This is a genomic window from Lacunisphaera limnophila, assembly GCF_001746835.1.
Lineage (GTDB): Bacteria > Verrucomicrobiota > Verrucomicrobiia > Opitutales > Opitutaceae > Lacunisphaera > Lacunisphaera limnophila.
Map to the genome: position 1 here is coordinate 3,450,768 of NZ_CP016094.1, position 22,569 is coordinate 3,473,336.

Below are 22,569 nucleotides of genomic sequence, written 5' to 3' on the forward strand. Positions count from 1 at the left end.
AGGGTCACAGAGGGCACGGAGGTTTGGGAAGCCAAAAGGTGCGGGCGTGGACGGTGTTCCGGCCATATTTGATTTGTCTCGGGCATTTTCTCCGTGTCTCCGTGTCTGGGTGGTTCCATTGCATCACATCGACCTGGGCGGGGCGGGGAAGCCGCCGATGCTGGTGTTGCACGGCCTGCTCGGCTCGTCCCGCAACTGGCTGAGCACGGGGCGGGATCTGGCGAAGCACTACCACGTCTTTGCCCTGGATGCGCGCAACCACGGGAAGTCGCCGCATGTCCCGGAGATGGACTATGACGTGATGGTGGCGGATATCATCGCCTGGATGGACGGCCAAGGCCTGGCCCGGGCGGCGATTTGCGGGCACAGCATGGGGGGCAAGACGGCCATGCTCCTGGCCTGCCGGCACCCGGAGCGGGTGGAGCGCCTGGTCGTGGTGGACATCGCCCCCAAGGACTACTTCTGGGTGGCGCACCGCGGGGAGTTTCTGGCCATGACCGAGCTGGATCTCGGGAGCCTGACCTCACGCAGCGAGGCGGAGCTGCGGTTCGAGGCGCGGGTCACGAACCTGGGCATGCGCAAATTTCTTTCCACCAACCTCACCCAGGATGACGCCGGGACCTGGCGCTGGCTGATCAATCTGCCGGCGTTGACCGCGGCGCTGCCCGTGATGGAGAAAAACTGCCTGACGGCGGCGGACCGCTACGCCGGACCGACGCTATTCGTCCTGGGCGGGAGGTCACGTTATGCCGAGCCGGGCGACCATGCGATCATCCGGCACCATTTCCCGGCGGCGCAGATCGAGGTGATCGCGGACTCCGGCCACAACCCGCACATGGATGCGCGTGAGGAGTTCGTACGGTTGGTGAGCGGGACAATCTAAACGCCGCGGAATACGCGGAGCTTGCATCCCTCAGGTCTCGCTTACGAGCGGCACGTGGTTGCGCATGACCTCGGCGCGGCTGCGCTCGGCGAAGGGCAGCCATTTCCGCCCCACCCAGCGCCGGTACATGATGATGCCGCGCAGCCATTCGTCGCAGGTCATGGCGATCCAGATGCCTACCAAGCCCCAGCCGAGATGCACACCGAGGAGCCAGGAATTGGGCACCCACAGGAGCCACATGCAGACTGCGCCGATCTGGACGGGGAAGCGGGCGTCACCGGTGGCGCGGAGCGAGTTGATCACGACGATGTTGAAGACCCGCCCGATCTCGAGGATGAAGGCGATGCGCAGCAGGAGAGCTCCGCCGGCGATGACCTCCGGGTCGTGGGTGAACAGCCCGATGAGGTGCGGAGCGATGAGGGCGATGATCACCATGCCCCCCGCGGTGAGCATGAGGCAGAGTTTCAGGCTGCTCAGCAATTGCCGGTAGGCGCCTTCGAAATCACCCGCCCCAATCAGCCGGCCGACAACAATCTCGGTGCCCAAGCCGAGGGAAAGGCTGAAGAGGATCACGAGCGCTTGCACGGTCTGCGCATAAGCCATGATGGACAGGCTCGTCGCGCCCATGGTCCCGATGAAGCTCGTGATCAAGAGGAAGGCCAGCCAGTAGGACATGTGCTCGCCCGCCGCCGGTAGCCCGATGTGCAGGATGCGCTTGATGCGGTCCACGGAGAGATCAAAGGGTGTGCGCCAGTGCAGCCGGATGCCCAGGCGGCGATAGAGCAGAATCAGCAGCGCGGTGGTGGCGAGGAGACGGCTGACCACGCTCGCACACGCCACGCCCTCGACGCCCAGCTTCGGCAGGCCGAACCAGCCGAAGAGGACGAGCGACACGCCCACCACGTTGATGATGTTCTGGCCCACCGTGACAAACATCACGTCCCGGGTGTTGCCATGGGCCCGCAGGATGGAGCCGACCGCGGTGTTGATGGCTTCTAGGAAGAGGGTGCCACCCATCAGGGCCATGAAGGGCACCGCGTAGACCATCAGGCTGTCGGGCAACTGCATGAGCCGCAGCAGGGTCTCGTTGAAAAAGAGCATGAGGGCACTCGCGATGAGGCCCATCCAGAGGTTCACGCCGAGGGCGGTGGAGCAGATGCTTTCCGCCCCCTTGCGGTCCCCGGCCCCGAGGTGGTGGGTGATGACCACGCTGGTGCCGATGCCGATGAAATTGAAGCAGATCAGCGCCAGCATGATCAGGCGGTGCGAGACGCCCAGCGCCGCCACGGCCCCGTCGGAGACGTGCGCCACCATGAAGGTGTCCACCGTGCCGATCAGGATGCGCAGACTCTGCTCGACGAAGATCGGCCAGGCGATCGCCAGCAGGGTGGGTGGCTTGGTGGTGGTGGGCTTGCTCATCTGGCGTCGGAGCACTCACAGCCAACGGGCCGGGGAGTAAAGCTGAATTACCGGCGCTAGGGCTGCGGCTCCACCGGGCAGGCCGTCTTACCCTCGCCTGCGGGGGGAGGGGCCGGTCGGAGACCGGCCCTACTTGGCCCGGGCCCAGATGCGCAGCGAAGACAGAAGGAAATTCTCCAGGGCGGCCGACTCGTTGAGATTGAGACGGAGCAGGCCGCTGTCGTGCTCGAGCTGCCCAATGGCCGCGACGAGAATACGGCGGGCGGACTCGTCGCCCTCCAGCAGGCGCTGCTGGGCGTGATTCCGAGTGGCATGCTCGATCTCGGCGAAAAGCTTGCTCCGAATGCCGTTGGCAATGCCGGTCTCGATGGCGGCCTGCTCGTCGTCGTCGAGCTCGTCGGGCAGCTTGGCCTTCTGCTGCTTCCAAATCTGATCGGTGGCGGCGGACAGCACGGCATTGAACCGGGTGATCAGGCCGTAGACCGCCAGAACCTGGTCGGCGACCATCCTCTTGTCGGTCTGCCCGGCGGCGAGCTGGCCCAGCCAGGTGGCGTAGTCGGCCAGGGTGCTTTTCCAGAGTTCGCGGATGGATTCCTCGGCATCAGCCAAGGCCTCATGGCCGGCGTCGGTAAAGCGGAAGTGCAGGCAGCGACTGCGGATCGTTGGCAGAAGCGAGTAGGGGCGGGTGGTCAGCAACAGGATGGTCGTGCTGGCCGTGGGCTCCTCGAGGGTCTTGAGGAAGATGTTGGCGGCGGACAGGTTCATCCGGTCCGCCTCATAGATCACGAGCACCTTGCGCCGGGAGATCTGCGGGGAGATCTGGATGCGTCCAATCGACTCGCGGGTGACCTCGGCGCCGATCTGGCGGGATTTGCCGGCGGGGCGCAGGGCGAGGAAGTCGGGGTGCTGTTTCGGGCTGAAATACTGGGTCCCGTCCCGGGGGTCGTTGAGCAGCCGGTCGGCGATCGCATGGGCGACGGTCGCGAGGGTACTGAGGTTCTCCCCATGCAGCAGCAGGCTGTGGGCGAGGCGCTGGCGCTGGATGGCCCGTTCGATGACGGCGACCGTGGGCGTCCCGAGGAGGGCAGGGGGCCAGGGCAGCGATTCGGCGGAGGGGGGCATCAGGAAAAACCGGAAGGGGCGTTAACCCAGACGCTTTTGGACGATGGCCCACACCTGACGGTCGATTTCGTCGGGCGTCTGGGTGCCGTCGAGGACGACGACGCGATCCGGCCACTGCTGGGCCAGGAGCAGGTAGCCTTCACGGACCTTCTTGTAGAACGTGATGTTCTCCCGCTCCATGCGATCGGGCAGGTCGGAGGCGCGCTGGCGCACCCGCTGCAGGCTGACCTCGGTGGGGACGTCGATGACGATAGTCAGGTCAGGCATGACCGGGCCCACGGCGAAGCGGTTGATCTCGCTCACCGGACCGGCGGCCAGGTTGCGGGCGATCCCCTGGTAGACGGTGGAGGAATCGAGGAAGCGGTCGCTCAGCACGACGGCGCCGCGGGTGAGAGCGGGGACGATGACCTCGCGGACCACCTGGGCCCGGGCGGCGGTGAAAAGGAGTAGCTCGGTCTCGGGGCACATCTCGTCGCCCTTGGAATTATGGACGATGATATTGCGGATCTGCTCGCCGATCTCGGTGCCACCGGGTTCGCGGGTGGCGACGACCTCGCGACCGGCCTGCTGCAGGTGGGCGGCGAGGCGGGCAATCTGGGTCGATTTGCCGCTGCCCTCGGAGCCCTCGAAGGAGATGAGCTTGCCGGCCGGTTGCTTGGATTTGGAAGGCATGGGGGAGAGACGGATAGGCAACCTCGCCGGGTGATTTCGCGCAACCAGATTTAACCGGCGCGGTCTTCCGAATTGACGTTGATTGCGCCCCGCAAACACGCCAACACTGCCCCACCATGCTGAGCCTGCTTCCGGACTCTCCCCTTTTTGCCACCGTCAACATCGTCCAGGTGTTCATGCAGTGTGACCTGGTCGGCCAGGTGATCACGACCCTGCTGATGATCTCCAGCATCTTCGCCTGGTCGGTGATGCTCGGCAAACGCAACGAACTGAAGCAGCTTCGCCGCCTCAACCACGCCTTCGACCAGCGCCTGCGCGAGGAGCGCAAGCTGCTCGATCTGCCCGAATCCTTCCGGAACAAGCGCTCCATCCCGTACGCCGACCTGCTGGCGGAGGCGATCGAGTCCTACTGGCGCGCCGCCGCCATCGGCAAGGAGAAGGGCGACGACAGCCTGCACGCCCGTCTCGAGCACGCCGAAAACGCCATCCAGCGCGCGCTGGCCCGCCAGGCCCTGCGTTACGAGGAGAGCATGGTCTGGCTCGCCACCATGGTTACCGTCGCGCCCTTCATGGGCCTGCTCGGTACCGTCTGGGGCGTGATGGAGGCCTTCAGCGCCGTCTCGGTGATGCAGACCGCCAGCATCCAGACCCTCGCGCCCGGTGTTTCCGCCGCGCTCCTCACCACCATCGCCGGCCTGGTCGTCGCGATCCCGTCGGTCATCGGCTACAACGTGCTCTTCAACACCACGAAGACGATGATGACGGAGATCGAGAACTACGCCAGCAGCCTGGCCGACCGCATCGAGCTGGAGATGCAGAAATAACCCGGCCATGGCCCGCACCTTCAAACGCCAGCGGCAGACGCATCCGATCTCGGAGCTCAACGTCACGAACCTGATCGACGTGGCGTTCACGCTGCTGATCATCTTCATGATCGCGACCCCGCTGATCCAGCAGGAGCAGACGATCCCGGTCAACCTGCCGGGCGAGTCGAAGCGCGAGCAGCAAAAGCCGCCGTCGGACACCACCTTCGTCGCCATCTCCATCGACCGCTCGGGTAACTATTATTACGGCAGCGAGCGCATGTCCCTGCCCGAGATTTCCCGCCAACTCATGGCGGAGGCGGCCAAGTCCAAGCAGCCGGTGATCCGCATCCGCGCCGACCTCACGCTCCAGTGGCAGCAGGTCGTCCGCGTCATGGACGAGGTCAAGCGGCACAACCTCACCAAAATCACGTTCGACACCGAGGCCAACTGAGCCCGATGCGCGCGAATTCCCCCAGTTCGCTCCTGCTGTCCTTCACGCTGCACGCGCTGTTCGTGGCGGCGATCCTCGGGACGACCTACGTCTTCACCCAGCGGCTCAAGGAACAGCCGGTGATCTTCGAGCTAGTGGCGGGGGATGCCACCGCGCCCGACGAACTGGTGGCGCCTGCGCTCGGCAACACCACCAAGAAGATCACGCTGGAGGTACCCAAGGTCGAGTTGGTGCCCACCATGCCCGATCCGGAGCCCGAGCCGGTGGTGCAAACCAAACCGGAGCCCGCCGAGGTGACCCCGCCGCCCCCGGAAAAAGTGAAACCGAAGGCCCCGGACAAGCCCAAGCCGGATACCTCGCTGACCAAGGAAGTGAAAAAGGCGCAGAAGCTCTCCTATCAGGACTACCTCAAGAAACATCCCACGCCCAAGCAGTCGGCTCCCGCCAAGACGACCCTCCGGTCAGCCAAGGTCCCGAAGGTGGATGCGACCGGGATCGCCGCCGGCGTGAAAGGCGGCTCTACGGCCAACACGAGGGGCGGGGGCGGGGGCAAGGCCATGACCCGCGAGCAGCAAAACCAGATGGATACCTACATTTCCCTCCTGATTCAGGAACTGAAGAAGGCACACGAGCCGCCGCCGGGGGTTAGCGACCGGCTGGAGACCAAGGTGACCTTCGACATTACGGCCAGCGGCGCCATCCTGAATCCCCGGATTACGAAATCCTCGGGGGACAAGGCTTTCGACCAGTCCGTGCTGGAAGCTTTCCTTCGCATGCGCTCAATTGGCCCGACCCCGAACCGCCGGCCGGACAGCTGGACGGTGACCTTCAAGATGCGCGATGAGGCCTGATTTGGCACCGGTGCATCTCGTTGCGAAAAATTCCTTGCGTTTGATCCGCAAAAACCCCTTTTAGGCCCTTCGCACGGGCTCTTAGCTCAGTTGGTAGAGCGCCTCAATGGCATTGAGGAGGTCAGCGGTTCGAACCCGCTAGGGTCCACCACTTTAAGAAAGCCACCCTCCGGGGTGGCTTTCTTGTTTTCAATCCGGGCGTTGCGGCAGCAGCGGGGGCAGGGGATCGGCCTCAAGCGGCGTCACCGGGGTCGCCCGTCGCGCCACCTCCGCCCAATAGGCATCTTCCTGCTCACGCCGCAGCAAATTGCGGTATTCCGTCCCCGCCGCCATGAAGATGAACACGAACAGCACCCCGGCGAGCGGGCTGTCGTAGACGAATACGGCCACTCCCGCGAAGACCAGGGCCAAGACCCGGCCCACCTGGACTGCCCACCAACTGGCTCGCATGTAGGGCAGGCGCATGGCGAGGAGCGCCCGGAAGATGCGTCCACCGTCCATGGGGAAAACCGGCAGCAGGTTGAAGGTGCCCATCACCAGGTTGCCCCACCACAGTTGGACGAGCATGTCCGTGGCGGAGAATTCCATGACCGGAACCTGGCCGAGTAGGGGTTGCCAAACCAAGGGTAACAGCAGCAGGACGAGGGCAAAATTAACTGCCGGACCGGCGACGGTGATCAGCAGTTCGGCCGCCGGCCGGCGCGGGATCTGTTCCATCTCCGCCATGCCTCCGATCGGCAGCAGCAGGATGCGCGGCACGCGCACGCCGTAGCGCCGCGCCGTCAGCGAGTGCCCCAGTTCGTGCAGCACGACGCACCCGAAAAAGAGCACGATCAAGGCGACACTCCACAGCATGCCGATCAGGCCGCCATACTGCCAGCCCTGCCAGCCGTAGTAGGCCAGCAACAGTCCAAAACTCGCATGAACCGCGAGTTGGATGCCGAAGACGCGAAACAAGTTAATTGACCAGCCTAGCATGGGCGGTAAGTAGAACCGTCTTTCCCGTAAGCGCACATACTATTCACGACCACTGATGCCCGAAGCCGTTCCAGTCCCCCGCATCCTCGTCATCGATGACGACAACGAGGTGCGCTACTCGTTGAATCGCGTGCTTTCCTCGCAACACTATGAAGTGGAGGAGGCCCCGAGTGGTGAGGCGGGGGTCGCGGCGGTGAAAAAGCAGGCGCCCGACGTGGTGCTGCTCGACAACCGCATGACCGGCATGTCCGGCCTGGAGACCCTGCAGCATATCCGCGCCGCCAATCCGAAGCAGCTCATCATCTTTATGACAGCCTTCGGCACGGCGCAGACCGCGATCGAGGCCATGAAGTTCGGCGCCTTCGATTACGTGGTGAAGCCCTTCGATCCGCCCAAGCTGCTGGCCCTGGTCGAGAGCGCCCTGCGCACCCAGGCCGACAGCAAGTCCGCCGCCGGCTACAAGCCCGTCATCAACACCGACGAGCACAAGGAGGGCATCGTCGGCGCCTCGGGCGCCATGCAGCAGGTCTTCAAGATCATCGGCCAGTTCGCCGCCAGCGACGCCTCGGTGATGATCACCGGCGAGAGCGGCACCGGCAAGGAACTGGTCGCTCGCAGCCTCCACCGCCACAGCCACCGCGCCGGCAAGCCCTACGTGGCGGTCAACTGCGCGGCCATCCCCGAGAACCTGATCGAGAGCGAACTCTTCGGCCACGAGCGCGGCTCGTTCACCGGCGCCACCGCCCAGCGCCTCGGCAAGTTCGAGCAGTGCGACGGCGGCACCATCTTCCTCGACGAAATCGGCGACATGACGCCGACCACGCAGACCAAGATCCTGCGCGTCCTGCAGGAGGGTGACATCCAGCGCGTCGGCGGCGTGGACACCATCAAGGTGAACGTCCGCGTGGTCGCCGCCACCAACAAGGACCTCGAGGCCCTCGTCCGCGAAAAGAAGTTCCGCGAGGATCTCTATTACCGGCTGAACGTCGTGCGCGTGAAATTGCCCCCGCTGCGCGAGCGCACGGAGGACGTGCCCCAGATCGTGGATTTCTTTGTGCAGAACCTGGCCAAGGCGAAAAAGGTCAAGGCTCGCAAGGTCGCCCCCGAGGCACTCGCCCTGCTCAACGCCTATCCCTGGCCCGGCAACGTCCGCGAACTTGAGAATGTCGTCTACCGCAGCGCCGTCGCCGCGACCGGCGACACCATCCTGCCGAAGGACCTGCCCGACGAGGTGCGTGAGCCGAATGCCAGCACGCCCGTCATCGGTGAATCCCTCACGCCCCTCTACGACCGGTTGGCCAAGGCGCTGCGCGCCCAGCATCCGGGCGAAGAATTGGCCACGCTGGTCGAGGCCATGGAATCACGCCTGCCCGAGGGCGCGGCCGCCAAGGCCGCCCCGAAAAAGCGGGCCAAGAAAACCGAGTAAGTCGGCCAGGTGGAACCCGACCTCCGGGCGGGTTGGTATGCGGGAACTCACTTCCACGCCAACGGTGGACGCAGGCTGCTTTACCGGTCCCCGTAACCCTTCGGCTTGGCCTGGTGCCAGCGCCACGCGGTCTCGACAATCGGCTGGATGGTCTGAAAGCGCGGCGTCCAGCCCAACTCGGTCCGAGCCTTCGTGGCATCGGCATACAGGGCGGGCGGATCACCGGCGCGGCGCGGGGCAAATTTGGCGGGGACCTTGAGGCCGGACACCTTCTCGACGGCCTGGATGACCTCCAGCACGGAGGTCGGCGTGCCCGTGCCCAGATTGTAGAAGTGCTGAGCCCCGGCGGTCTCGAGCAGCGGGAAGGCGGCGATATGGGCGCGGCTCAGGTCATCCACGTGGACATAATCGCGCAGGCAGGTGCCGTCCGGGGTGGGGTAGTCGTTGCCGAAGATCTGGAGCTCCGGCCGTAGCCCCTGCGCGGCGCCGATTGCCAACGGGATCAGATGGGACTCCGGGGTGTGGTCCTCGCCGATGGACCCGTCCTCGGCGGCGCCAGCCGCGTTGAAGTAGCGGAAGGCCGCGAAGCTCAGCCCAGTGGCGGGGGCGAGGGATTTCAGCATGTTCTCCACGTCCAGCTTGGTCTGGCCGTAGGGATTGATCGGGCGCTGCAGCAACGCCTCGGTGATCGGCATCCGGTCGGGAATGCCGTAGGTGGCGCAGGTCGAGGAAAACACGAATTTGCGCACGCCATGCCGGAGCATGCTATCCAGTAGGTTGAGCGTGGCCGCCACGTTGTTGTGGTAATACTTGAGAGGGTCCGTCACCGACTCACCGACGTACGCAAAGGCGGCAAAATGCATGACAACGTCAGGCCGCTCGGCGGCCAGCACGCGGTCGATCGCGGCCTTGTCGCCGAGGTTCACCTCATGGAAGCGGATGGCCGGGGCGACGGCGGCGCGGTGGCCGTAGACGAGGTTGTCGAGCACCACGGGCTCGTGGCCCGCAGCCAGGAGCTGTTTCACGCAGTGACTGCCGATATAACCTGCTCCGCCAGCGACGAGGACTTTCATGGAGGGAGAGAGTTATTGATTTTAACTTTCCAAAGGCTAGGCAATTCTGTTTTGACCGTTCCCACCGCGCCATGAAGCAAACCCGCATCGTCATCACCGGCCTCGGCCTCACCGCCCCGAACGGCAACAATCTGGCTGAGTTTCGGCACAATCTGCTGAACGGCGTATCGGGCATCACCACTACCGAGGTGCGGTACATGGGCAAGTGGCCGGCGGGCCTTTGCAAGTTCGACCCGTACAAGCACCAGAAAAAGAAGGATGTCCGTATCGGCACCCGGGCCGGCAGCATCAGCATCTATTGCGCCCGCGAGGCCATCGCGGACTCCGGCATCGCCCTCGACACCCGCGACAAGAGCATGGTCGGCGTTTACCTCGGCATCACGGAGCACGGCAACGTCGAGACCGAGAACGAGGTCTACAACATCTCCCAGTTCAACTACGACACGAAGTTCTGGACGCATCACCACAACCCCCGGACCGTGGCCAACAGCCCGGCGGGCGAGGTGTCCCTGAACCTCGGCACCACCGGCCCGGCCTACACGATCGGCGCGGCCTGCGCCGCCGGCAACATGGGCCTGATCCACGCCGCGCAGATGCTGCGCCTCGGGGAAGTCGACCTCGCCATCGCGGGCGGCGTCAGCGAAAGCCCGCAGACCTTCGGCATTTTTGCCGGTTTCAAGAGCCAGAACGCCCTCGCCAGCCACGCCGATCCCACGAAGGCCAGCCGCCCGTTCGACAAGGCGCGCAACGGCATCGTCATCTCCGAGGGCGGCTGCATCTACACCCTCGAGCGGCTCGAGGACGCCCTGGCCCGCGGCGCGAAGATCTACGGCGAGATCGCGGGCTACTGCGTGAATTCCGACGCCACCGACTACGTGCTGCCCAATCCCGAGCGCCAGGCCCAGTGCGTGGAGAAGGCCCTGCTCAACGCCCGGATGACCGTCGACGACATCGACATCGTCAACACCCACGCGACCTCGACCCCGCAGGGTGACATCCAGGAATGCCACGCCATCGCCGCCGCTTTCAGCAAACGCAAGGAACCTGCAGCCATCAACAACACCAAGAGTTTCATCGGTCACTGCATGGGAGCCGCCGGCGCCCTGGAACTGGCGGGCAACCTGCCGAGCTTTGACGACCTGGTCGTGCATCCCACGATCAATGTGGATGAGCTTGATCCCCAATGTGATATACCTGGCCTCGTGATCAACCAACCCCGGTCCGTCAAACGCGTTGACGCCATCCTGAATAATTCATTTGGCATGTTGGGAATTAACTCCACTTTGATCATCAAGCGTTTCCGCTCCTGACCCCCACCCAAGCACCATGACGAAAGACGAATGCCGCAAGCTGGTTATCGACATCATTTCCGACATCGCTCCTGACGAGGACGTCACGGCTGTGAAGCCCGATGTGCGTCTGCGTGACCAGCTGCAGCTCGATTCGATGGACTTTCTCGATATCGTCATGGAATTGCGCAAGCGCCATGGCATCGAGGTCCCCGAGGCCGACTACATGCAGCTCGCCTCGCTCGACAGCTGCGCCGAGTACCTGACCCCGAAGTTCCAGGCCAAGGCCTGAGGATTCGGTTTTTGCCTTTGTCCGGCGGGGTCATCGCACCCCGCCTTTTTCATGGACATTGGGCTGGCGGAGTGAGGAAACCCCGCCCAAGAACTGCCGCGCCGCATGAAAGACTCCCATTACGATGCCGTCATCATCGGCGCCGGTATGTCCGGACTCGCCGCGGGCATCCGCCTGGCGCACTTCGGCAAGAAGGTCTGCATCTTCGAGCGCCACAACGCGCCCGGCGGCCTTAACGGCTTCTACAGCATCGCGGGGCGCAAGTATGATGTCGGCCTGCACGCGCTGACCAACTACGTGCCTCCGGGCGTGAAGGGCACGCCCTTGGGCAAGCTGCTGCGCCAGCTGCGCATCGACCGCGAGGAGTTCGCCCTGTCCCCGCAGAAGCGCTCGCGGGTCGCCTTCCGCGACTGCGACCTGAAATTCACCAATGACTTCGCCGTACTCGACGCCGAGGTGGTGGCCAAGTTCCCCGGCCAGGCCGACGGCTGGCGCTCCCTCGTGCAGCTCGTGCGCACCTACGACGATGTGGCCCTCGACGCCCAGCCGGTGTCGGCCCGTGCCGTCGTGGCCCGCCACCTGACCGATCCGCTGCTGACCGACCTGATTTTCTGCCCGGTGATGTACTACGGCAGCGCCCAGGAGCGCGACATGGAGTTCGGCCAGTTCGTGATCATGTTCAAGGCGCTCTTTCTCGAGGGTTTCGCCCGCCCGCTCGACGGCGTGCGGGTGATCCTGCGGGTGCTGTTGGACAAATACCGCCAGGCCGGCGGCGAGCGCCGGATGAAGTGCGGCGTGACGCGGATCATCGAGCGCGAGGGCAGGGCGGCCGCGATCGTCCTCGATGACGGTTCCGAGATTACGGCCGACCACGTGATCTCCTCCATGGGTTACCCCGAGACCATGCAGGCCTGCGAGCCGGCCCATCCGGTCGAGGCGGCCGGCAACACCGGGGCCCTCTCGTTCGTAGAGACGATCGCTATTTTCAAGCAGGCCCCGGCCGCGTGGGGCTGGGGCGACGACACGATCGTCTTCTTCAACGACTCCGACCGCTTCGACTACGCCGCGGCCACCGACTTGGTCGATCCGCGCAGCGGGGTCATTTGTTTTCCCAATAACTTCGACTACGCGGACGGCCAATTGCCGGAAGGGATCTTCCGCGTCACCTGCCTGGCCAACTACGCCCAGTGGGCCGCCCTGGCTGAACCCGACTACCGGGCGGCCAAGGCGCACTGGCTCGAGGGTATGCAACACAGCGCCCGCCGCTTCCTGCCGCCCGTCGCCGATGCCGTGCTCGCGGAGAATCTCGTCACGACCGACATGTTCACGCCGCGCACGGTGCGGAAGTACACCGGCCACCTCAACGGCGCCATCTACGGAGCGCCGCGCAAGGTGAAGGACGGCCGGACACACCTGAGCAACCTCTACCTCTGCGGCACGGATCAGGGATTCCTCGGCATCATCGGGGCGATGCTCAGCGGCATCTCGATGGCGAATTATCACATCTTGCAAAAGGGCTGAGGCTGGGGATCACTTGGGGACCCCTATGAAAACCCCTCGTTGGATCGTTCTCCTTGCTTCGCTTGTGACTCTGGCCGCCGCGGCCGGTGCCAGCGAAGCCTACAAGCAACACCTCGGGCTCCAGCTCTGGAGCCTGCGCGACCAGATGAAGGCCGATATCCCCGCCGCCCTCGACTGGGTGAAGGCGCAGGGCCTCACCGAGGTCGAGACCGCCGGCCTCGGCAGCTACACCGCCGAGCAGTTCCTCCAGCTGCTCAACGACCGCGGTCTCAAGGCCGTTTCGGCCCACATCGGCTATGATGACCTGAACAAGGACCTGGCTGGCGCCATCAATACGGCCAAGATCCTCGGCGCCAAATACGTCATGACCGCCTGGATCCCGCACGGGAAGGAGGGCCTGACCGCCGAGCTCACGCACCAGGCCATCGCCAATTTCAACAAATGGGGCGCGGCCTTCCGTGCCGAGGGTATCACCTACGGCTACCACCCGCACGGCTACGAGTTCGTCCCCTTCTCCAGCGAGGGCGGCAAGACGGCCTTCGACCTCATGGTCGAAAAGACCAATCCCGACCACGTCAGCTTCGAGATGGACGTCTTCTGGGTCTTCCACGCCGGGGTCGATCCCGCCGCCCTGCTCAAGAAGCACCCGACCCGTTGGACGCTTCTCCATGTGAAGGATATCCGCAAGGGCGCCGTGACCGGCCTGTCCACCGGCGGGGCCCCGCCGATTGACAATGTCGCCGTCGGCACCGGCCAGATCGACTGGCCCGCCGTCCTCGGCGCCGCCCAGGACATCGGCGTAAAGCACTACCTGATCGAGGACGAGACTCCCACGCCGCTCGTTTGTATCCCGGACAGCCTTAAGTACCTGCGCGCCCTCAAACTCTGAGTTGCGCTTTGGCCGGGGGCTCATTCACATGTGTCCCCTTCATGGCTTACGACTGGCTAAAAGACATCGATGACCACTACGACGTGGTGGTCATCGGCAGCGGACTCGGCGGGCTGACCGCCGCCAATGTGCTCGCGAAATGCGGGCACAAGGTGCTGCTGCTGGAGCACCATTACCAGCTCGGCGGCCTCGCCACCTGGTTCACTCGGAAGGGCGGGCACATCTTCGACATCTCCCTGCACGGCTTCCCGATCGGCATGATCAAGTCCGTGCGCAAGTACTGGAGTCAGGACATCGCCGACTCGATCGTACAACTCAAGGGCGTGCGGTTCATCAACCCGCAGTTCTCGATCGACACGACCTTCGACCGCGACGACTTCACCCGGCAGCTGGTCGAGACCTTCAAGGTGCCGGCCGAGACGGTCGAGCGCTTCTTCACCGACCTGCGGGCGATGAACTTCTACGACAACAACCCCGAGACCACGGGGCAGATGTTCGAGCGCTACTTCCCGGGTCGGGACGACGTGAAGCGCCTGCTGATGGAGCCCATCGCCTATGCCAACGGGTCCACGATGGACGACCCGGCGATCACGTTCGGCATCGTGTTCTCCAACTTCATGAGCAAGGGCGTCTACACGTTCCAGGGCGGCACCGACGTCCTCGTGAAGAAGATGGCCGCCCAGATGAAGCAGAACGGCGTCGAGCTCCGCAAACACGTGCTGGTTGAGAAGATCCTCACCGAGGAACGCGACGGCCGGAAGGTCGTCACCGGCGTAGTCGCCAATGGCCGCACCATCCGCTGCGACGCCGTGCTTTCCAATTCCAACATCAAGAACACGGTCCTGCGTCTCGGCGGCGAGGAAAACTTCACGCCCGACTTCATCGCCCAGACCAAGGCCGTTCGCGTGAACAGCAGCTCCTGCCAGGTGTACCTCGGCATCAAGAAGGGCGAGACGCTGCCGCACATCGGCGACTTGGTCTTCACCTCCGACGAGCCGAAGTTCTCGAGTGAGAAGCTGGTGGCCCTCGACACGACGAGCCGCACCTTCTCGATGTATTACCCGGACACCCGGCCCGGCAGCGACCGCTACACGGTGGTCGTGTCCATCAACGCCCGCTACGAAGACTGGAAGGCGCTCAGCGACGAGCAGTACGCGATCGAGAAGCAGCGCCTGATCGACGAGTCCATCGCCTCGCTGGAGCGATTCATCCCCGATGTGCGCGGCAAGATCGACTGGATGGAAGCCGCCACGCCGCGCACGATCGAGTATTACACCAAGCACTGGAACGGCACGTCGTTCGGCACCAAGTTCGAGGGCCTGAAGATCTCGATGGACCTGCCCAACCAGCTCCCCGGGCTCTACCACGCTGGCTCCGTCGGCATCATCATGTCGGGCTGGCTTGGCACCATCAATTATGGCGTGATTGTCGCCAACCAGGTCGACAAGTTCGTCACGGCCCGCAAGCGTGGCGCCGTTCCCGCCACCTCCTGATCCTCCTTTTCCCGTGACCGAAGTCGAAAAACTCATCCCGCACCGTCCGCCCTTCCTGTTTGTGGACGAGATCGTCTCCCACGAGGGTGAGACCCTCGTCGCCCGCCGCACCTGGCGCGCCGAGGAGGACTTCTACAAGGGCCATTATCCCAACGCCCCGATCACGCCGGGCGTGCTCTTGAGCGAAGCCGTCTTCCAGACCGGCGCCTGCCTGATGGCAAAACTCATGGCGGGTGCGGCCGGGCAGGGCGGGGGAGTGCCGCTCCTCAGCAAGGTTTCCGACATCCGCTTCCGCCTGCCCGTGTACCCGGGCGACACCGTCATCATCGAGGTGAAGCGCAAGGAGACGATCGGCGAGTTTCACTTCCTCACCGGCCTGATGAAGAACCCCGAGGGCAAGAAGATCATGAACGTCGAGTTCGCGGTCGCCTGGAAGAAACCCGAGGGTCAGGTCACCACGGCATGAGCGATTTCCTGAATCTTTCCGGCAAGACCTTCCTCGTCCAGGGCGTGGCGAACAAGAAGAGCGTGGCCTGGTTCATCGCCCAAGCGCTGGAGGAGCAGGGCGCCCGCGTGGTTTACGCCGTCCGCTCCGAGGCCCGGAAGAAGTCCCTCGAGACGCAGCTCGCCGGCCGGCCGGTGTTCATTTGTGACTCCGAGCAGGAGGGCGCCTGCGCCCAGCTGGCCGCGGAAGTCGCGGGTGCCGGCTTTGCCCCGCTGCACGGCTTGGTGCACTCGATCGCCTTCGCCAACTACAGCGAGGGCTTCAAGACCTTCGCCGAGACCAAGCGGAAGGATTTCCTGCAGGCTACGGCCATCTCGGCTTTCTCCCTCGTGGAGCTCGCCGAGGCCTTCAAGCCTCACCTGGCCAAAGGAGCCTCCGTGGTGACCATCGGCATCTCGTCGCTGCTGGTGACGCCCGACAACTACGGCTACATGGGCCCGATCAAGGCCGCCTTGGAATCGTGTTCGCGCTTCCTCGCGAAGTCCTTCGGCGCCTCCGGCACCGAGGTCCGCTTCAACGTGGTCGGGGCGGGCCCGCTGAAGACGAGCGCCTCCGCCGGCATTCCGGGCTATCTGGAGAGCTATCTGTTTGCCGAAAAACTCACGTTCCGGAAACGCGCCCTTGAGACCCGCGAAGTGGCCAACGTCGCGGTCTTCCTCCTCAGCGAGCGCAGCAGCGGCTTGAACGGCACCACACTCGTCGTGGACGCCGGGCTCGGGAGCAACTACTTCGACAAGGAAGTCATCCGGCTGGCCATGCGGCCGGAAGCCAAATGAAGTTTTCTCACGCCTGCATTGAATCCCTCGCCGTGGCCCTGCCGGACGAGGCCTGGACCTCGGCCGCCATCGAGGAACGGCTGAAGCCGCTCTACGACCGCCTGAAGCTGCCGGCCGGGCGCCTGGAGCTCATGACCGGCATCAAGGAACGCCGCATGTGGCCGGCCGGCACGCGGCCCTCCGACGCCAGCGCCGCCGCCGGGAAGAACGTGCTCAAGCAATCTCGTTTCCAGCCGGAGCAAATGGAGGTACTGATCCACTCGGCTGTGTGCCGCGACATGTTGGAGCCGGCGACCGCGTCGTTCGCGCACCACAAGATCGGGCTGGGAGACCGCTGCCAGGTCTTTGATCTTTCGAACGCTTGCCTCGGGTTCCTGAACGGCCTCGTGACGCTCGCGGCGATGGTTGATTCCGGCCAGATCAAGTGCGGCATGGTGGTCTCGGGGGAAAACGGTCGTCCGCTGGTGGACCGCACGATCAAGCACCTCCTCGAAACGCCGATGGACCGGAACGCCATCAAGCCCTTCTTCGCCAACCTCACCATCGGCTCGGCCGCCGTGGCGGCCATCGTGTGCCATGAGGACCTGCTCCCGGCCGGTGCGCCGAAACACCGCCTGCTGGCGGGCAGCGTGATCGCCGCGACCAAGCACAGCGAGCTGTGCCAGGGCGACAGCGAGGGGGACACTCTCGTGATGGAAACCGATTCCGAGCAGCTGCTGCTGGCGGGCGTGGAGGTGGCACAGCGCACCTGGCAGGCCTTTGCGCAGGAGACTGGCTGGAATCCGTCGACGCCCGACCGGATCATCACGCACCAGGTCGGCACCATGCACCGCCGGAAACTCTACGAGACCGTCGGCCTCGACCTGGTGAAGGATTTCTCGAGTTTCGAAACCCTCGGCAACACCGGCTCCGCCGCCTTGCCGTCAACCCTGGCCTTGGCCGTGGAGCAGGGCGCCCTGCGGTCCGGCCAGAAAGCCGCGCTGCTGGGCATCGGCAGCGGGTTGAACAGCCTCATGCTGGCCGTCGAATGGTAACCGGCGCACAGATTCCTGCCTGGCTCAAGGAGCTGTATCCGTTCGAACCGAAGCGGTTTGATACCGGTTTTGGCCAACTGAGCTATCTGGACGAAGGGCAGGGCGACGAGGCCGTCCTGATGGTCCACGGCAATCCGACCTGGTCATTTTTCTACCGCAATGTGGTGCTGAGTCTGCGCGGCCGTATCCGCTGCATCGTGCCGGATCATCTTGGTTGCGGGTTGTCCGACAAGCCGCAGGATTACGACTACACACTACCTAACCATGTCGCCAATCTCGGCCGGTTGATCGACTCGCTGAACCTGCGGAAGGTTCACCTGATCGTCCACGACTGGGGCGGGCCGATCGGCTTGGGTACGATGCTCCCGCGTTCGGAGAAACTGGGAAAGGTGGTCATCCTGAACACGGCGGCTTTTGCCGACACCGTTGTCCCGGCCCGGATCCGGTTCTGCCGGATACCGCTGATCGGGGAGCTCGCCGTGCGTGGTTTCAACGGGTTTGCCTGGCCGGCCACCTGGATGGCCGTGACCAAGCCGCTGCCGGCGGCCGTGAAGGCGGGATTCCTGTTTCCCTACGACAATTGGGCCAACCGGATCGCCACGCACCGGTTTGTCCGCGACATCCCACAGGGGATCGGCGCCCCCAACGACATCGCCTTGTCGAAGATCGAGGCCGCGCTGCCGGTGCTCGCCGAAAAATCCGTCCGCATCATTTGGGGTGGGCAGGATTTCTGTTTCAACCGCCACTATTTCGACCGCTGGCAGGCAACGCTGCCCAACGCCAAAGCCGACTATCTCACTGAAGCAGGGCACTATCTGATGGAAGATGCCCGCGACAACGTCATCCCGCAGATCGAGCGCCACATCCTAAGCTAAAGGGCTGTATTTCAGGATAATGTATTATAGACATAATCTATATTGTGCACGTATTGACCCATTCTGAGGGATCAGGTGCCGAACCCACGGTTAGCTGGACTCTGCCTTACTTAGCCGGGCCCCAACGCGTGGTCAGCGGATAATAGATGAACAGCGGACGTCCCACGACGTCCTTTTCCGGGACGTAACCCCAGTAACGACTATCTTTGCTGCGGGGTGAATTGTCACCCAAGGCGAAATAGAAATTCTCCGGCACGGTCAGAACGCCCTGTTTCGGTGATCCATCCGTACCAGGCGCGGCGCTGGCCCCTTCCAAGGCTCCCAGCGACCACTGGGCACCGCCGGCGTTGGTGTAACCGGGATATTTGTCCTCGCGGCGGGCATTCTTGCCAAAAGCCACCGAACCCTCGATCGGCTGGCCGTTGCGGTAAAGCACCGGCGGGCGGATCTCCAGGGTGTCACCCGGGACGCCCACAAGCCGCTTCACGTAATACTGGCTGATCTGCCGGCCCGAGGCGTCCTGCATCTCAACGCTGTTGATGTGGTCGGTCTTGAATACGAAGCCTGAGCCCACCTTCGGCTCCACGAAATTGTAGCTGACGCGCTCCACGAACAGCAGATCGCCGGTGAGAATGTCGAAAGACAGGATATCCTCGCCTTTCTTGACCTGCTTGCCGGTCGGCACCCAGAACACGCGGGCTTCCACGCGCTGGCCGCCGCTGTTGACCACCATCATCGAGGATTCGAGTGCCGCGGTGCCGTTGGCGGCCTGGGCGGCGCGATAAAGCCCGCTGGGACGGCCGCCGAAGAGTTTCTTCTCCACCACGACATCGTAACCGAATTCGGACTGGGCCCAGTCGGCTGGCACGGTGAGCTTCACCGGTTGGCCCGAAACCATTACTGTGTATTCCCGCATCTGCGTCGGGAAAACAAACATGCTCCGGCCGGGTTTCTCGGTATACGCCGGTGATCCGTTGCGGAAAATGGGCACCAGCACCTCGCCATCAGCCGGCGCCTTGAGCGTGTAGTTGACCGCCCCCAGGCCCACCAGTCGCGCCGCCTTGCGCAGCATCCCCGGTTCCTCGCCTTGCTCGAAGATCTCCGAGGTCATCCCGTAGTAGCTCGGCCACATCGAATTCGTCGGGATCTTGAACGGCTGCACGAAATACGCCCGCAGGCCCAAAATCACGATCGCCGCGACGAGGAAAAACTCGACGTTCTCCACCATCGAGCCGGTCGGATAAACGCGACCGCCACAGGCGCGCATCGTGCCTTCCAGCTTCGCGATCGCGGGTTTGAGGTCCTTGGCGCCCGCCTTCTGCTTCACCAGCGCCTTCACGGCCGCCGCGTCGGCAAGAAGCCCCTGCCCCTGCCCTGCCGGCAGCTCGTCGCGCCGGTAATCGTGGATCCGCTGGGCCATCTCCAGCCATTGGGCGGCGCTGCGGCGGAGCTTGCTGTCCTCGGAGCGCAGGAAATCGAACACGGGGAGTCGGGGGTTAGCTGTTGGTCTTGAGGACCTGGATGAAGGCGTCAGGAGGAATCGAAACCTTGCCGATCAGTTTCATCTTCTTTTTGCCCTCCTTCTGCTTGTCGAGCAACTTCCGTTTGCGGGAGATATCGCCGCCATAGCACTTCGAGGTAACGTCCTTGCGCATCTCGCGCACGTTGTCGCGGGCGATGATCTTGCCGCCGATGGCGGCCTGCACGGCGATCTTGAACATCTGCGGCGGGATAATGTCGGCCAGCTTCTCGCACAGCGCCCGGCCCTGGCCCTCGGCCTTGCTCCGGTGCACGATGCTCGCGAAGGCGTCCACCGGGTCCTGGTTGACCAGGATGTCCATGCGCACGAGGTCCGAGACGCGGTATTCACCGAGTTCGTAATCCATCGAGCCATACCCCCGGGTGATGCTCTTCAGCCGGTCGTTGAAATCGACGAGGATCTCGTTGAGCGGGAGCGTGCAGCTCAGCATGACGCGGGCGCCGTCCAGGGTCGTCGTCTGGTCGCAGCTGCCGCGCTTCTCCATGATCAGGCCCATGATGTCGCCCAGGAACTCGTTGGGCAGATGGATGGACGCGTTGATGGTCGGCTCGCTGATGTCAAAAATGGAGCCCGGGTCCGGCAGGTTGATCGGGTTGTCGACCTCGATCACGTCCCCGCTGTGCTTCTTCACCTTGTAGACCACGCTCGGGTACGTGGAGATGATCTCGACGTCGTATTCGCGGCGGATGCGTTCCTGGACGACCTCCATGTGGAGGAGACCGAGGAAACCGCAGCGGAAGCCGAAGCCCAGCGCAATTGAGCTCTCGGAGGAATAGATCAGCGCCGAGTCGTTCAGGCGCAGCTTGCCGAGCGCCACCTTGAGCTTCTCGTAATCATCCGACTCCAGCGGATAGAGGCCGCAATAGACCATCGGGCGCACTTCCTTGTAGCCGGGCAGCATGTCAGTCGCCGCCTTGTTGGCGTGCGTGACCGTGTCGCCGATCTTGATCTCGTCCGTGCTCTTGATGTTGCTGACGATGTAACCGACGTCGCCGGGGCCCAGGTGGCCGATCTTCTCCATGCCGGGCCGGAAGACGCCGACCTCTTTGACCTCGGCCTTCTGGCCGGTGCTCATCAGCATCATCATTTCGCCGGCCTTCAAGGTGCCGGAGAAAACGCGGATGTAAGAGATGACGCCGCGGTAGGAATCGTACTTCGAGTCGAACACGAGCGCCCGGAGCGTCGCGTAATCGGTCCAGCGCGGCGGCGGGATGCGCTCCACCACGGCTTCGAGGATGTCCTGGATGCCGATGCCCGACTTGCCGCTGGCGAGGATCGCCTCCTCGGCCGGGATCGTGAGGATGTCCTCCAGCTGCTTCATGCACAGCTCGAGGTTCGCGCTGGGCAGGTCGATCTTGTTGATGACCGGGATGATTTTCAGGCCCTGGGCGTAGGCCAGGTGCGCGTTGGCTACGGTCTGCGCCTCGACGCCCTGTGCCGCGTCGATCAGGAGCAAGGCGCCCTCGACGGCCGCCAGCGAGCGCGACACCTCGTAGGCGAAGTCCACGTGGCCGGGCGTGTCGGTCAGGTGCAGCTTGTAGATCTTACCATCCTTGGCCGGGTAGTTCATCACTACCGGATGCATCTTGATCGTGATGCCGCGCTCCTTCTCGAGATCCATCGAGTCAAGGTGCTGGTCGGTCATCACCCGCTTGGTAATCGTGCTGGTGTACTCCAGCAACCGGTCGGACAGGGTCGTCTTGCCGTGGTCGACGTGGGCAATGATGCAGAAATTACGGGTAAGGGGCGCGGATGACATGCTTCAGGTGGCGGGTAGGTCCGCGAACTCCGCGAATGATTTGACGATCCAAGATTTGTCGGTGCGCTTCGCCAGGCCGGCCAGGACGGCGCCCGGGCCGCACTCCCAGAACTCGGTGGCGCCGGCCGCGACCGCGCTGCGCATGCAGTCTTCCCACAGCACGGAGGACACGACCTGCTTCACGAGCGCCTCGCGGATCTGCGCGGGTTCGCTCACGGCCAGGCCGGTGGTGTTGGTGAAAACGGTGAACTGCGGGGCCAGGAAGGTCACGCCCTGCAGGTAGCGGGCAAACTCCTCGCGGGCCGGCTCCATCAGTCGGCTGTGGTAGGCGCCGGCGACGTTGAGCGAGATGACGCGCTTCAGGCCCTTGTCCTTGGCCGCAGCGACCAGCGCCTCGACCTTGGCCTTCTCGCCGGAAACGATGATCTGGCCCGGGGCGTTGAAGTTCGCCGCCTGGATGTCGAACTCCGCGCACAGTTCCTGAATGCGGGCCCGCTCCTCGCCAATGATGGCGGCCATGCCGCCGGTGGACTTCTCACAGGCCACCTGCATCAGGCGGCCGCGCTCCGCGACCACCTTCAAACCCGTCGAAAAATCAAAGACCCCGGCCGCCGTCAGCGCCGTGACCTCGCCCAGGCTCAGGCCGCAGGCCATGCTCACCGCCGGTACGACACCCTTCTCCTTGAGCGCGGCCAACATGGCCAGGCCGTGCACGTAAAGCGCTGGCTGGCAGACCTTCGTCTGGGTCAGCTCGGCATCCGGGCCTTCAAAGCAGATCTTGGTCAGGCTCCAGCCCAGGACGCGGTCGGCCTCGTCGTAAAGCGCCCGCGCCGCGGCGGAGCCTTCGTAAAGCGACTTGCCCATCCCAACTTTTTGGGCGCCTTGACCTGCGAAAAGGAGTGCCAGTGACATAGA

Annotated in this window: 22 protein-coding genes and 1 tRNA gene; 15 read left to right on the forward strand and 8 right to left on the reverse strand. The window is 64.1% G+C overall.

What is annotated here, in order from left to right:
* The first annotated feature begins 109 nt into the window (after nt 1-109).
* The gene (locus Verru16B_RS14385; RefSeq protein ID WP_069962929.1) at nt 110-883 is read left to right on the forward strand and encodes an alpha/beta fold hydrolase; all 774 of its coding nucleotides are present in this window, start codon (nt 110-112) and stop codon (nt 881-883) included.
* A 30-nt stretch (nt 884-913) separates the two neighbouring features.
* Here the strand turns inward: Verru16B_RS14385 and Verru16B_RS14390 are convergent, their stop codons facing one another.
* The 3 genes from Verru16B_RS14390 to tmk all read right to left on the reverse strand — a co-directional run bounded on the left by Verru16B_RS14390 (nt 914) and on the right by tmk (nt 4,096).
* Complete coding sequence (locus Verru16B_RS14390; protein ID WP_069962930.1) at nt 914-2,302, reverse strand: MATE family efflux transporter; 1,389 nt, start codon at nt 2,300-2,302, stop codon at nt 914-916.
* A 129-nt stretch (nt 2,303-2,431) separates the two neighbouring features.
* Nucleotides 2,432-3,424 carry a DNA polymerase III subunit gamma/tau gene (locus Verru16B_RS14395; protein ID WP_069962931.1) on the reverse strand — a complete coding sequence of 331 codons (993 nt, stop codon included), beginning with the start codon at nt 3,422-3,424 and terminating at the stop codon, nt 2,432-2,434.
* A 21-nt stretch (nt 3,425-3,445) separates the two neighbouring features.
* Nucleotides 3,446-4,096 (reverse strand): dTMP kinase, encoded by a 651-nt coding sequence (gene tmk / locus Verru16B_RS14400; protein WP_069962932.1) that lies wholly within the window; start codon nt 4,094-4,096, stop codon nt 3,446-3,448.
* A 116-nt stretch (nt 4,097-4,212) separates the two neighbouring features.
* Here tmk and Verru16B_RS14405 point away from each other — a divergent pair, with 116 nt between their 5' ends.
* From Verru16B_RS14405 to Verru16B_RS14420, 4 genes are all read left to right on the forward strand, one after another.
* Nucleotides 4,213-4,920 (forward strand): MotA/TolQ/ExbB proton channel family protein, encoded by a 708-nt coding sequence (locus Verru16B_RS14405; protein ID WP_069962933.1) that lies wholly within the window; start codon nt 4,213-4,215, stop codon nt 4,918-4,920.
* A gap of 7 nt (nt 4,921-4,927) precedes the next feature.
* Entirely contained in the window at nt 4,928-5,353 is a 426-nt protein-coding gene (locus Verru16B_RS14410; RefSeq protein WP_069962934.1) for an ExbD/TolR family protein, read from the forward strand.
* Nucleotides 5,354-5,358: 5 nt separating this feature from the next.
* On the forward strand, nt 5,359-6,204 hold the full coding sequence (locus tag Verru16B_RS14415; RefSeq protein ID WP_069962935.1) for a TonB family protein: 846 nt from the start codon (nt 5,359-5,361) through the stop codon (nt 6,202-6,204).
* A gap of 75 nt (nt 6,205-6,279) precedes the next feature.
* Nucleotides 6,280-6,355 (forward strand) — tRNA-Ala (locus Verru16B_RS14420).
* Nucleotides 6,356-6,393: 38 nt separating this feature from the next.
* Here the strand turns inward: Verru16B_RS14420 and Verru16B_RS14425 are convergent.
* Entirely contained in the window at nt 6,394-7,182 is a 789-nt protein-coding gene (locus tag Verru16B_RS14425) for a site-2 protease family protein (protein ID WP_083270372.1), read from the reverse strand.
* A 55-nt stretch (nt 7,183-7,237) separates the two neighbouring features.
* Here Verru16B_RS14425 and Verru16B_RS14430 point away from each other — a divergent pair, with 55 nt between their 5' ends.
* Nucleotides 7,238-8,608, forward strand: a complete 1,371-nt coding sequence (locus tag Verru16B_RS14430) for a sigma-54-dependent transcriptional regulator (protein WP_083270373.1) — start codon at nt 7,238-7,240, stop codon at nt 8,606-8,608.
* Nucleotides 8,609-8,688: 80 nt separating this feature from the next.
* Here Verru16B_RS14430 and galE read toward each other — a convergent pair whose 3' ends face one another.
* Nucleotides 8,689-9,681: a UDP-glucose 4-epimerase GalE gene (galE, locus tag Verru16B_RS14435; protein ID WP_069962937.1), complete on the reverse strand. Its 993-nt coding sequence runs from the start codon at nt 9,679-9,681 to the stop codon at nt 8,689-8,691.
* Nucleotides 9,682-9,752: 71 nt separating this feature from the next.
* Here galE and Verru16B_RS14440 point away from each other — a divergent pair, with 71 nt between their 5' ends.
* From Verru16B_RS14440 to Verru16B_RS14480, 9 genes are all read left to right on the forward strand, one after another.
* Complete coding sequence (locus tag Verru16B_RS14440) at nt 9,753-10,991, forward strand: beta-ketoacyl-[acyl-carrier-protein] synthase family protein (RefSeq protein ID WP_069962938.1); 1,239 nt, start codon at nt 9,753-9,755, stop codon at nt 10,989-10,991.
* 16 nt (nt 10,992-11,007) lie between these two features.
* The gene (locus Verru16B_RS14445; protein WP_069962939.1) at nt 11,008-11,262 is read left to right on the forward strand and encodes an acyl carrier protein; all 255 of its coding nucleotides are present in this window, start codon (nt 11,008-11,010) and stop codon (nt 11,260-11,262) included.
* A 105-nt stretch (nt 11,263-11,367) separates the two neighbouring features.
* On the forward strand, nt 11,368-12,783 hold the full coding sequence (locus Verru16B_RS14450) for a phytoene desaturase family protein (RefSeq protein ID WP_069962940.1): 1,416 nt from the start codon (nt 11,368-11,370) through the stop codon (nt 12,781-12,783).
* Nucleotides 12,784-12,808: 25 nt separating this feature from the next.
* Nucleotides 12,809-13,672 carry a sugar phosphate isomerase/epimerase family protein gene (locus Verru16B_RS14455; RefSeq protein ID WP_069962941.1) on the forward strand — a complete coding sequence of 288 codons (864 nt, stop codon included), beginning with the start codon at nt 12,809-12,811 and terminating at the stop codon, nt 13,670-13,672.
* Nucleotides 13,673-13,713: 41 nt separating this feature from the next.
* Nucleotides 13,714-15,165, forward strand: coding sequence for a phytoene desaturase family protein (locus Verru16B_RS14460; RefSeq protein WP_069962942.1), 1,452 nt, complete (start codon nt 13,714-13,716; stop codon nt 15,163-15,165).
* Between the two features lie 13 nt (nt 15,166-15,178).
* The gene (locus Verru16B_RS14465) at nt 15,179-15,631 is read left to right on the forward strand and encodes a 3-hydroxyacyl-ACP dehydratase FabZ family protein (protein ID WP_069962943.1); all 453 of its coding nucleotides are present in this window, start codon (nt 15,179-15,181) and stop codon (nt 15,629-15,631) included.
* Entirely contained in the window at nt 15,628-16,446 is an 819-nt protein-coding gene (locus tag Verru16B_RS14470) for an enoyl-ACP reductase FabI (protein WP_069962944.1), read from the forward strand. Before Verru16B_RS14465 ends, Verru16B_RS14470 begins: the two co-directional genes overlap by 4 nt.
* A complete protein-coding gene (locus Verru16B_RS14475; protein ID WP_069962945.1) occupies nt 16,443-17,480 on the forward strand; it encodes a 3-oxoacyl-ACP synthase III in 1,038 nt (345 codons plus the stop codon). Before Verru16B_RS14470 ends, Verru16B_RS14475 begins: the two co-directional genes overlap by 4 nt.
* Nucleotides 17,474-18,355 (forward strand): alpha/beta fold hydrolase, encoded by an 882-nt coding sequence (locus Verru16B_RS14480; RefSeq protein WP_069962946.1) that lies wholly within the window; start codon nt 17,474-17,476, stop codon nt 18,353-18,355. Before Verru16B_RS14475 ends, Verru16B_RS14480 begins: the two co-directional genes overlap by 7 nt.
* A gap of 106 nt (nt 18,356-18,461) precedes the next feature.
* On the opposite strand, the gene lepB is transcribed toward Verru16B_RS14480, so the two are convergent.
* Genes lepB through fabD form a run of 3 tightly spaced genes read right to left on the reverse strand, consistent with a single transcriptional unit; the run spans nt 18,462 to nt 22,566 of the window.
* Complete coding sequence (gene lepB / locus Verru16B_RS14485) at nt 18,462-19,838, reverse strand: signal peptidase I (RefSeq protein WP_069962947.1); 1,377 nt, start codon at nt 19,836-19,838, stop codon at nt 18,462-18,464.
* Nucleotides 19,839-19,851: 13 nt separating this feature from the next.
* Entirely contained in the window at nt 19,852-21,654 is a 1,803-nt protein-coding gene (gene lepA, locus Verru16B_RS14490) for a translation elongation factor 4 (RefSeq protein ID WP_069962948.1), read from the reverse strand.
* A 3-nt stretch (nt 21,655-21,657) separates the two neighbouring features.
* Nucleotides 21,658-22,566: an ACP S-malonyltransferase gene (gene fabD / locus Verru16B_RS14495; protein ID WP_069962949.1), complete on the reverse strand. Its 909-nt coding sequence runs from the start codon at nt 22,564-22,566 to the stop codon at nt 21,658-21,660.
* Nucleotides 22,567-22,569 lie beyond the last annotated feature (3 nt).

Bases quoted from the DNA above. Each gene is read 5' to 3' on its own strand.
- Verru16B_RS14440 (WP_069962938.1), top strand. From the start codon at position 9,753: ATGAAGCAAACCCGCATCGTCATCACCGGCCTCGGCCTCACCGCCCCG.
- Verru16B_RS14480 (WP_069962946.1), top strand. From the start codon at position 17,474: ATGGTAACCGGCGCACAGATTCCTGCCTGGCTCAAGGAGCTGTATCCG.
- Verru16B_RS14445 (WP_069962939.1), top strand. From the start codon at position 11,008: ATGACGAAAGACGAATGCCGCAAGCTGGTTATCGACATCATTTCCGAC.
- Verru16B_RS14395 (WP_069962931.1), bottom strand. From the start codon at position 3,424: ATGCCCCCCTCCGCCGAATCGCTGCCCTGGCCCCCTGCCCTCCTCGGG.
- Verru16B_RS14470 (WP_069962944.1), top strand. From the start codon at position 15,628: ATGAGCGATTTCCTGAATCTTTCCGGCAAGACCTTCCTCGTCCAGGGC.
- Verru16B_RS14430 (WP_083270373.1), top strand. From the start codon at position 7,238: ATGCCCGAAGCCGTTCCAGTCCCCCGCATCCTCGTCATCGATGACGAC.
- Verru16B_RS14455 (WP_069962941.1), top strand. From the start codon at position 12,809: ATGAAAACCCCTCGTTGGATCGTTCTCCTTGCTTCGCTTGTGACTCTG.
- Verru16B_RS14410 (WP_069962934.1), top strand. From the start codon at position 4,928: ATGGCCCGCACCTTCAAACGCCAGCGGCAGACGCATCCGATCTCGGAG.
- galE (WP_069962937.1), bottom strand. From the start codon at position 9,681: ATGAAAGTCCTCGTCGCTGGCGGAGCAGGTTATATCGGCAGTCACTGC.
- tmk (WP_069962932.1), bottom strand. From the start codon at position 4,096: ATGCCTTCCAAATCCAAGCAACCGGCCGGCAAGCTCATCTCCTTCGAG.
- fabD (WP_069962949.1), bottom strand. From the start codon at position 22,566: ATGTCACTGGCACTCCTTTTCGCAGGTCAAGGCGCCCAAAAAGTTGGG.
- Verru16B_RS14450 (WP_069962940.1), top strand. From the start codon at position 11,368: ATGAAAGACTCCCATTACGATGCCGTCATCATCGGCGCCGGTATGTCC.
- Verru16B_RS14390 (WP_069962930.1), bottom strand. From the start codon at position 2,302: ATGAGCAAGCCCACCACCACCAAGCCACCCACCCTGCTGGCGATCGCC.
- Verru16B_RS14425 (WP_083270372.1), bottom strand. From the start codon at position 7,182: ATGCTAGGCTGGTCAATTAACTTGTTTCGCGTCTTCGGCATCCAACTC.
- Verru16B_RS14460 (WP_069962942.1), top strand. From the start codon at position 13,714: ATGGCTTACGACTGGCTAAAAGACATCGATGACCACTACGACGTGGTG.
- Verru16B_RS14405 (WP_069962933.1), top strand. From the start codon at position 4,213: ATGCTGAGCCTGCTTCCGGACTCTCCCCTTTTTGCCACCGTCAACATC.
- lepA (WP_069962948.1), bottom strand. From the start codon at position 21,654: ATGTCATCCGCGCCCCTTACCCGTAATTTCTGCATCATTGCCCACGTC.
- Verru16B_RS14415 (WP_069962935.1), top strand. From the start codon at position 5,359: ATGCGCGCGAATTCCCCCAGTTCGCTCCTGCTGTCCTTCACGCTGCAC.
- Verru16B_RS14475 (WP_069962945.1), top strand. From the start codon at position 16,443: ATGAAGTTTTCTCACGCCTGCATTGAATCCCTCGCCGTGGCCCTGCCG.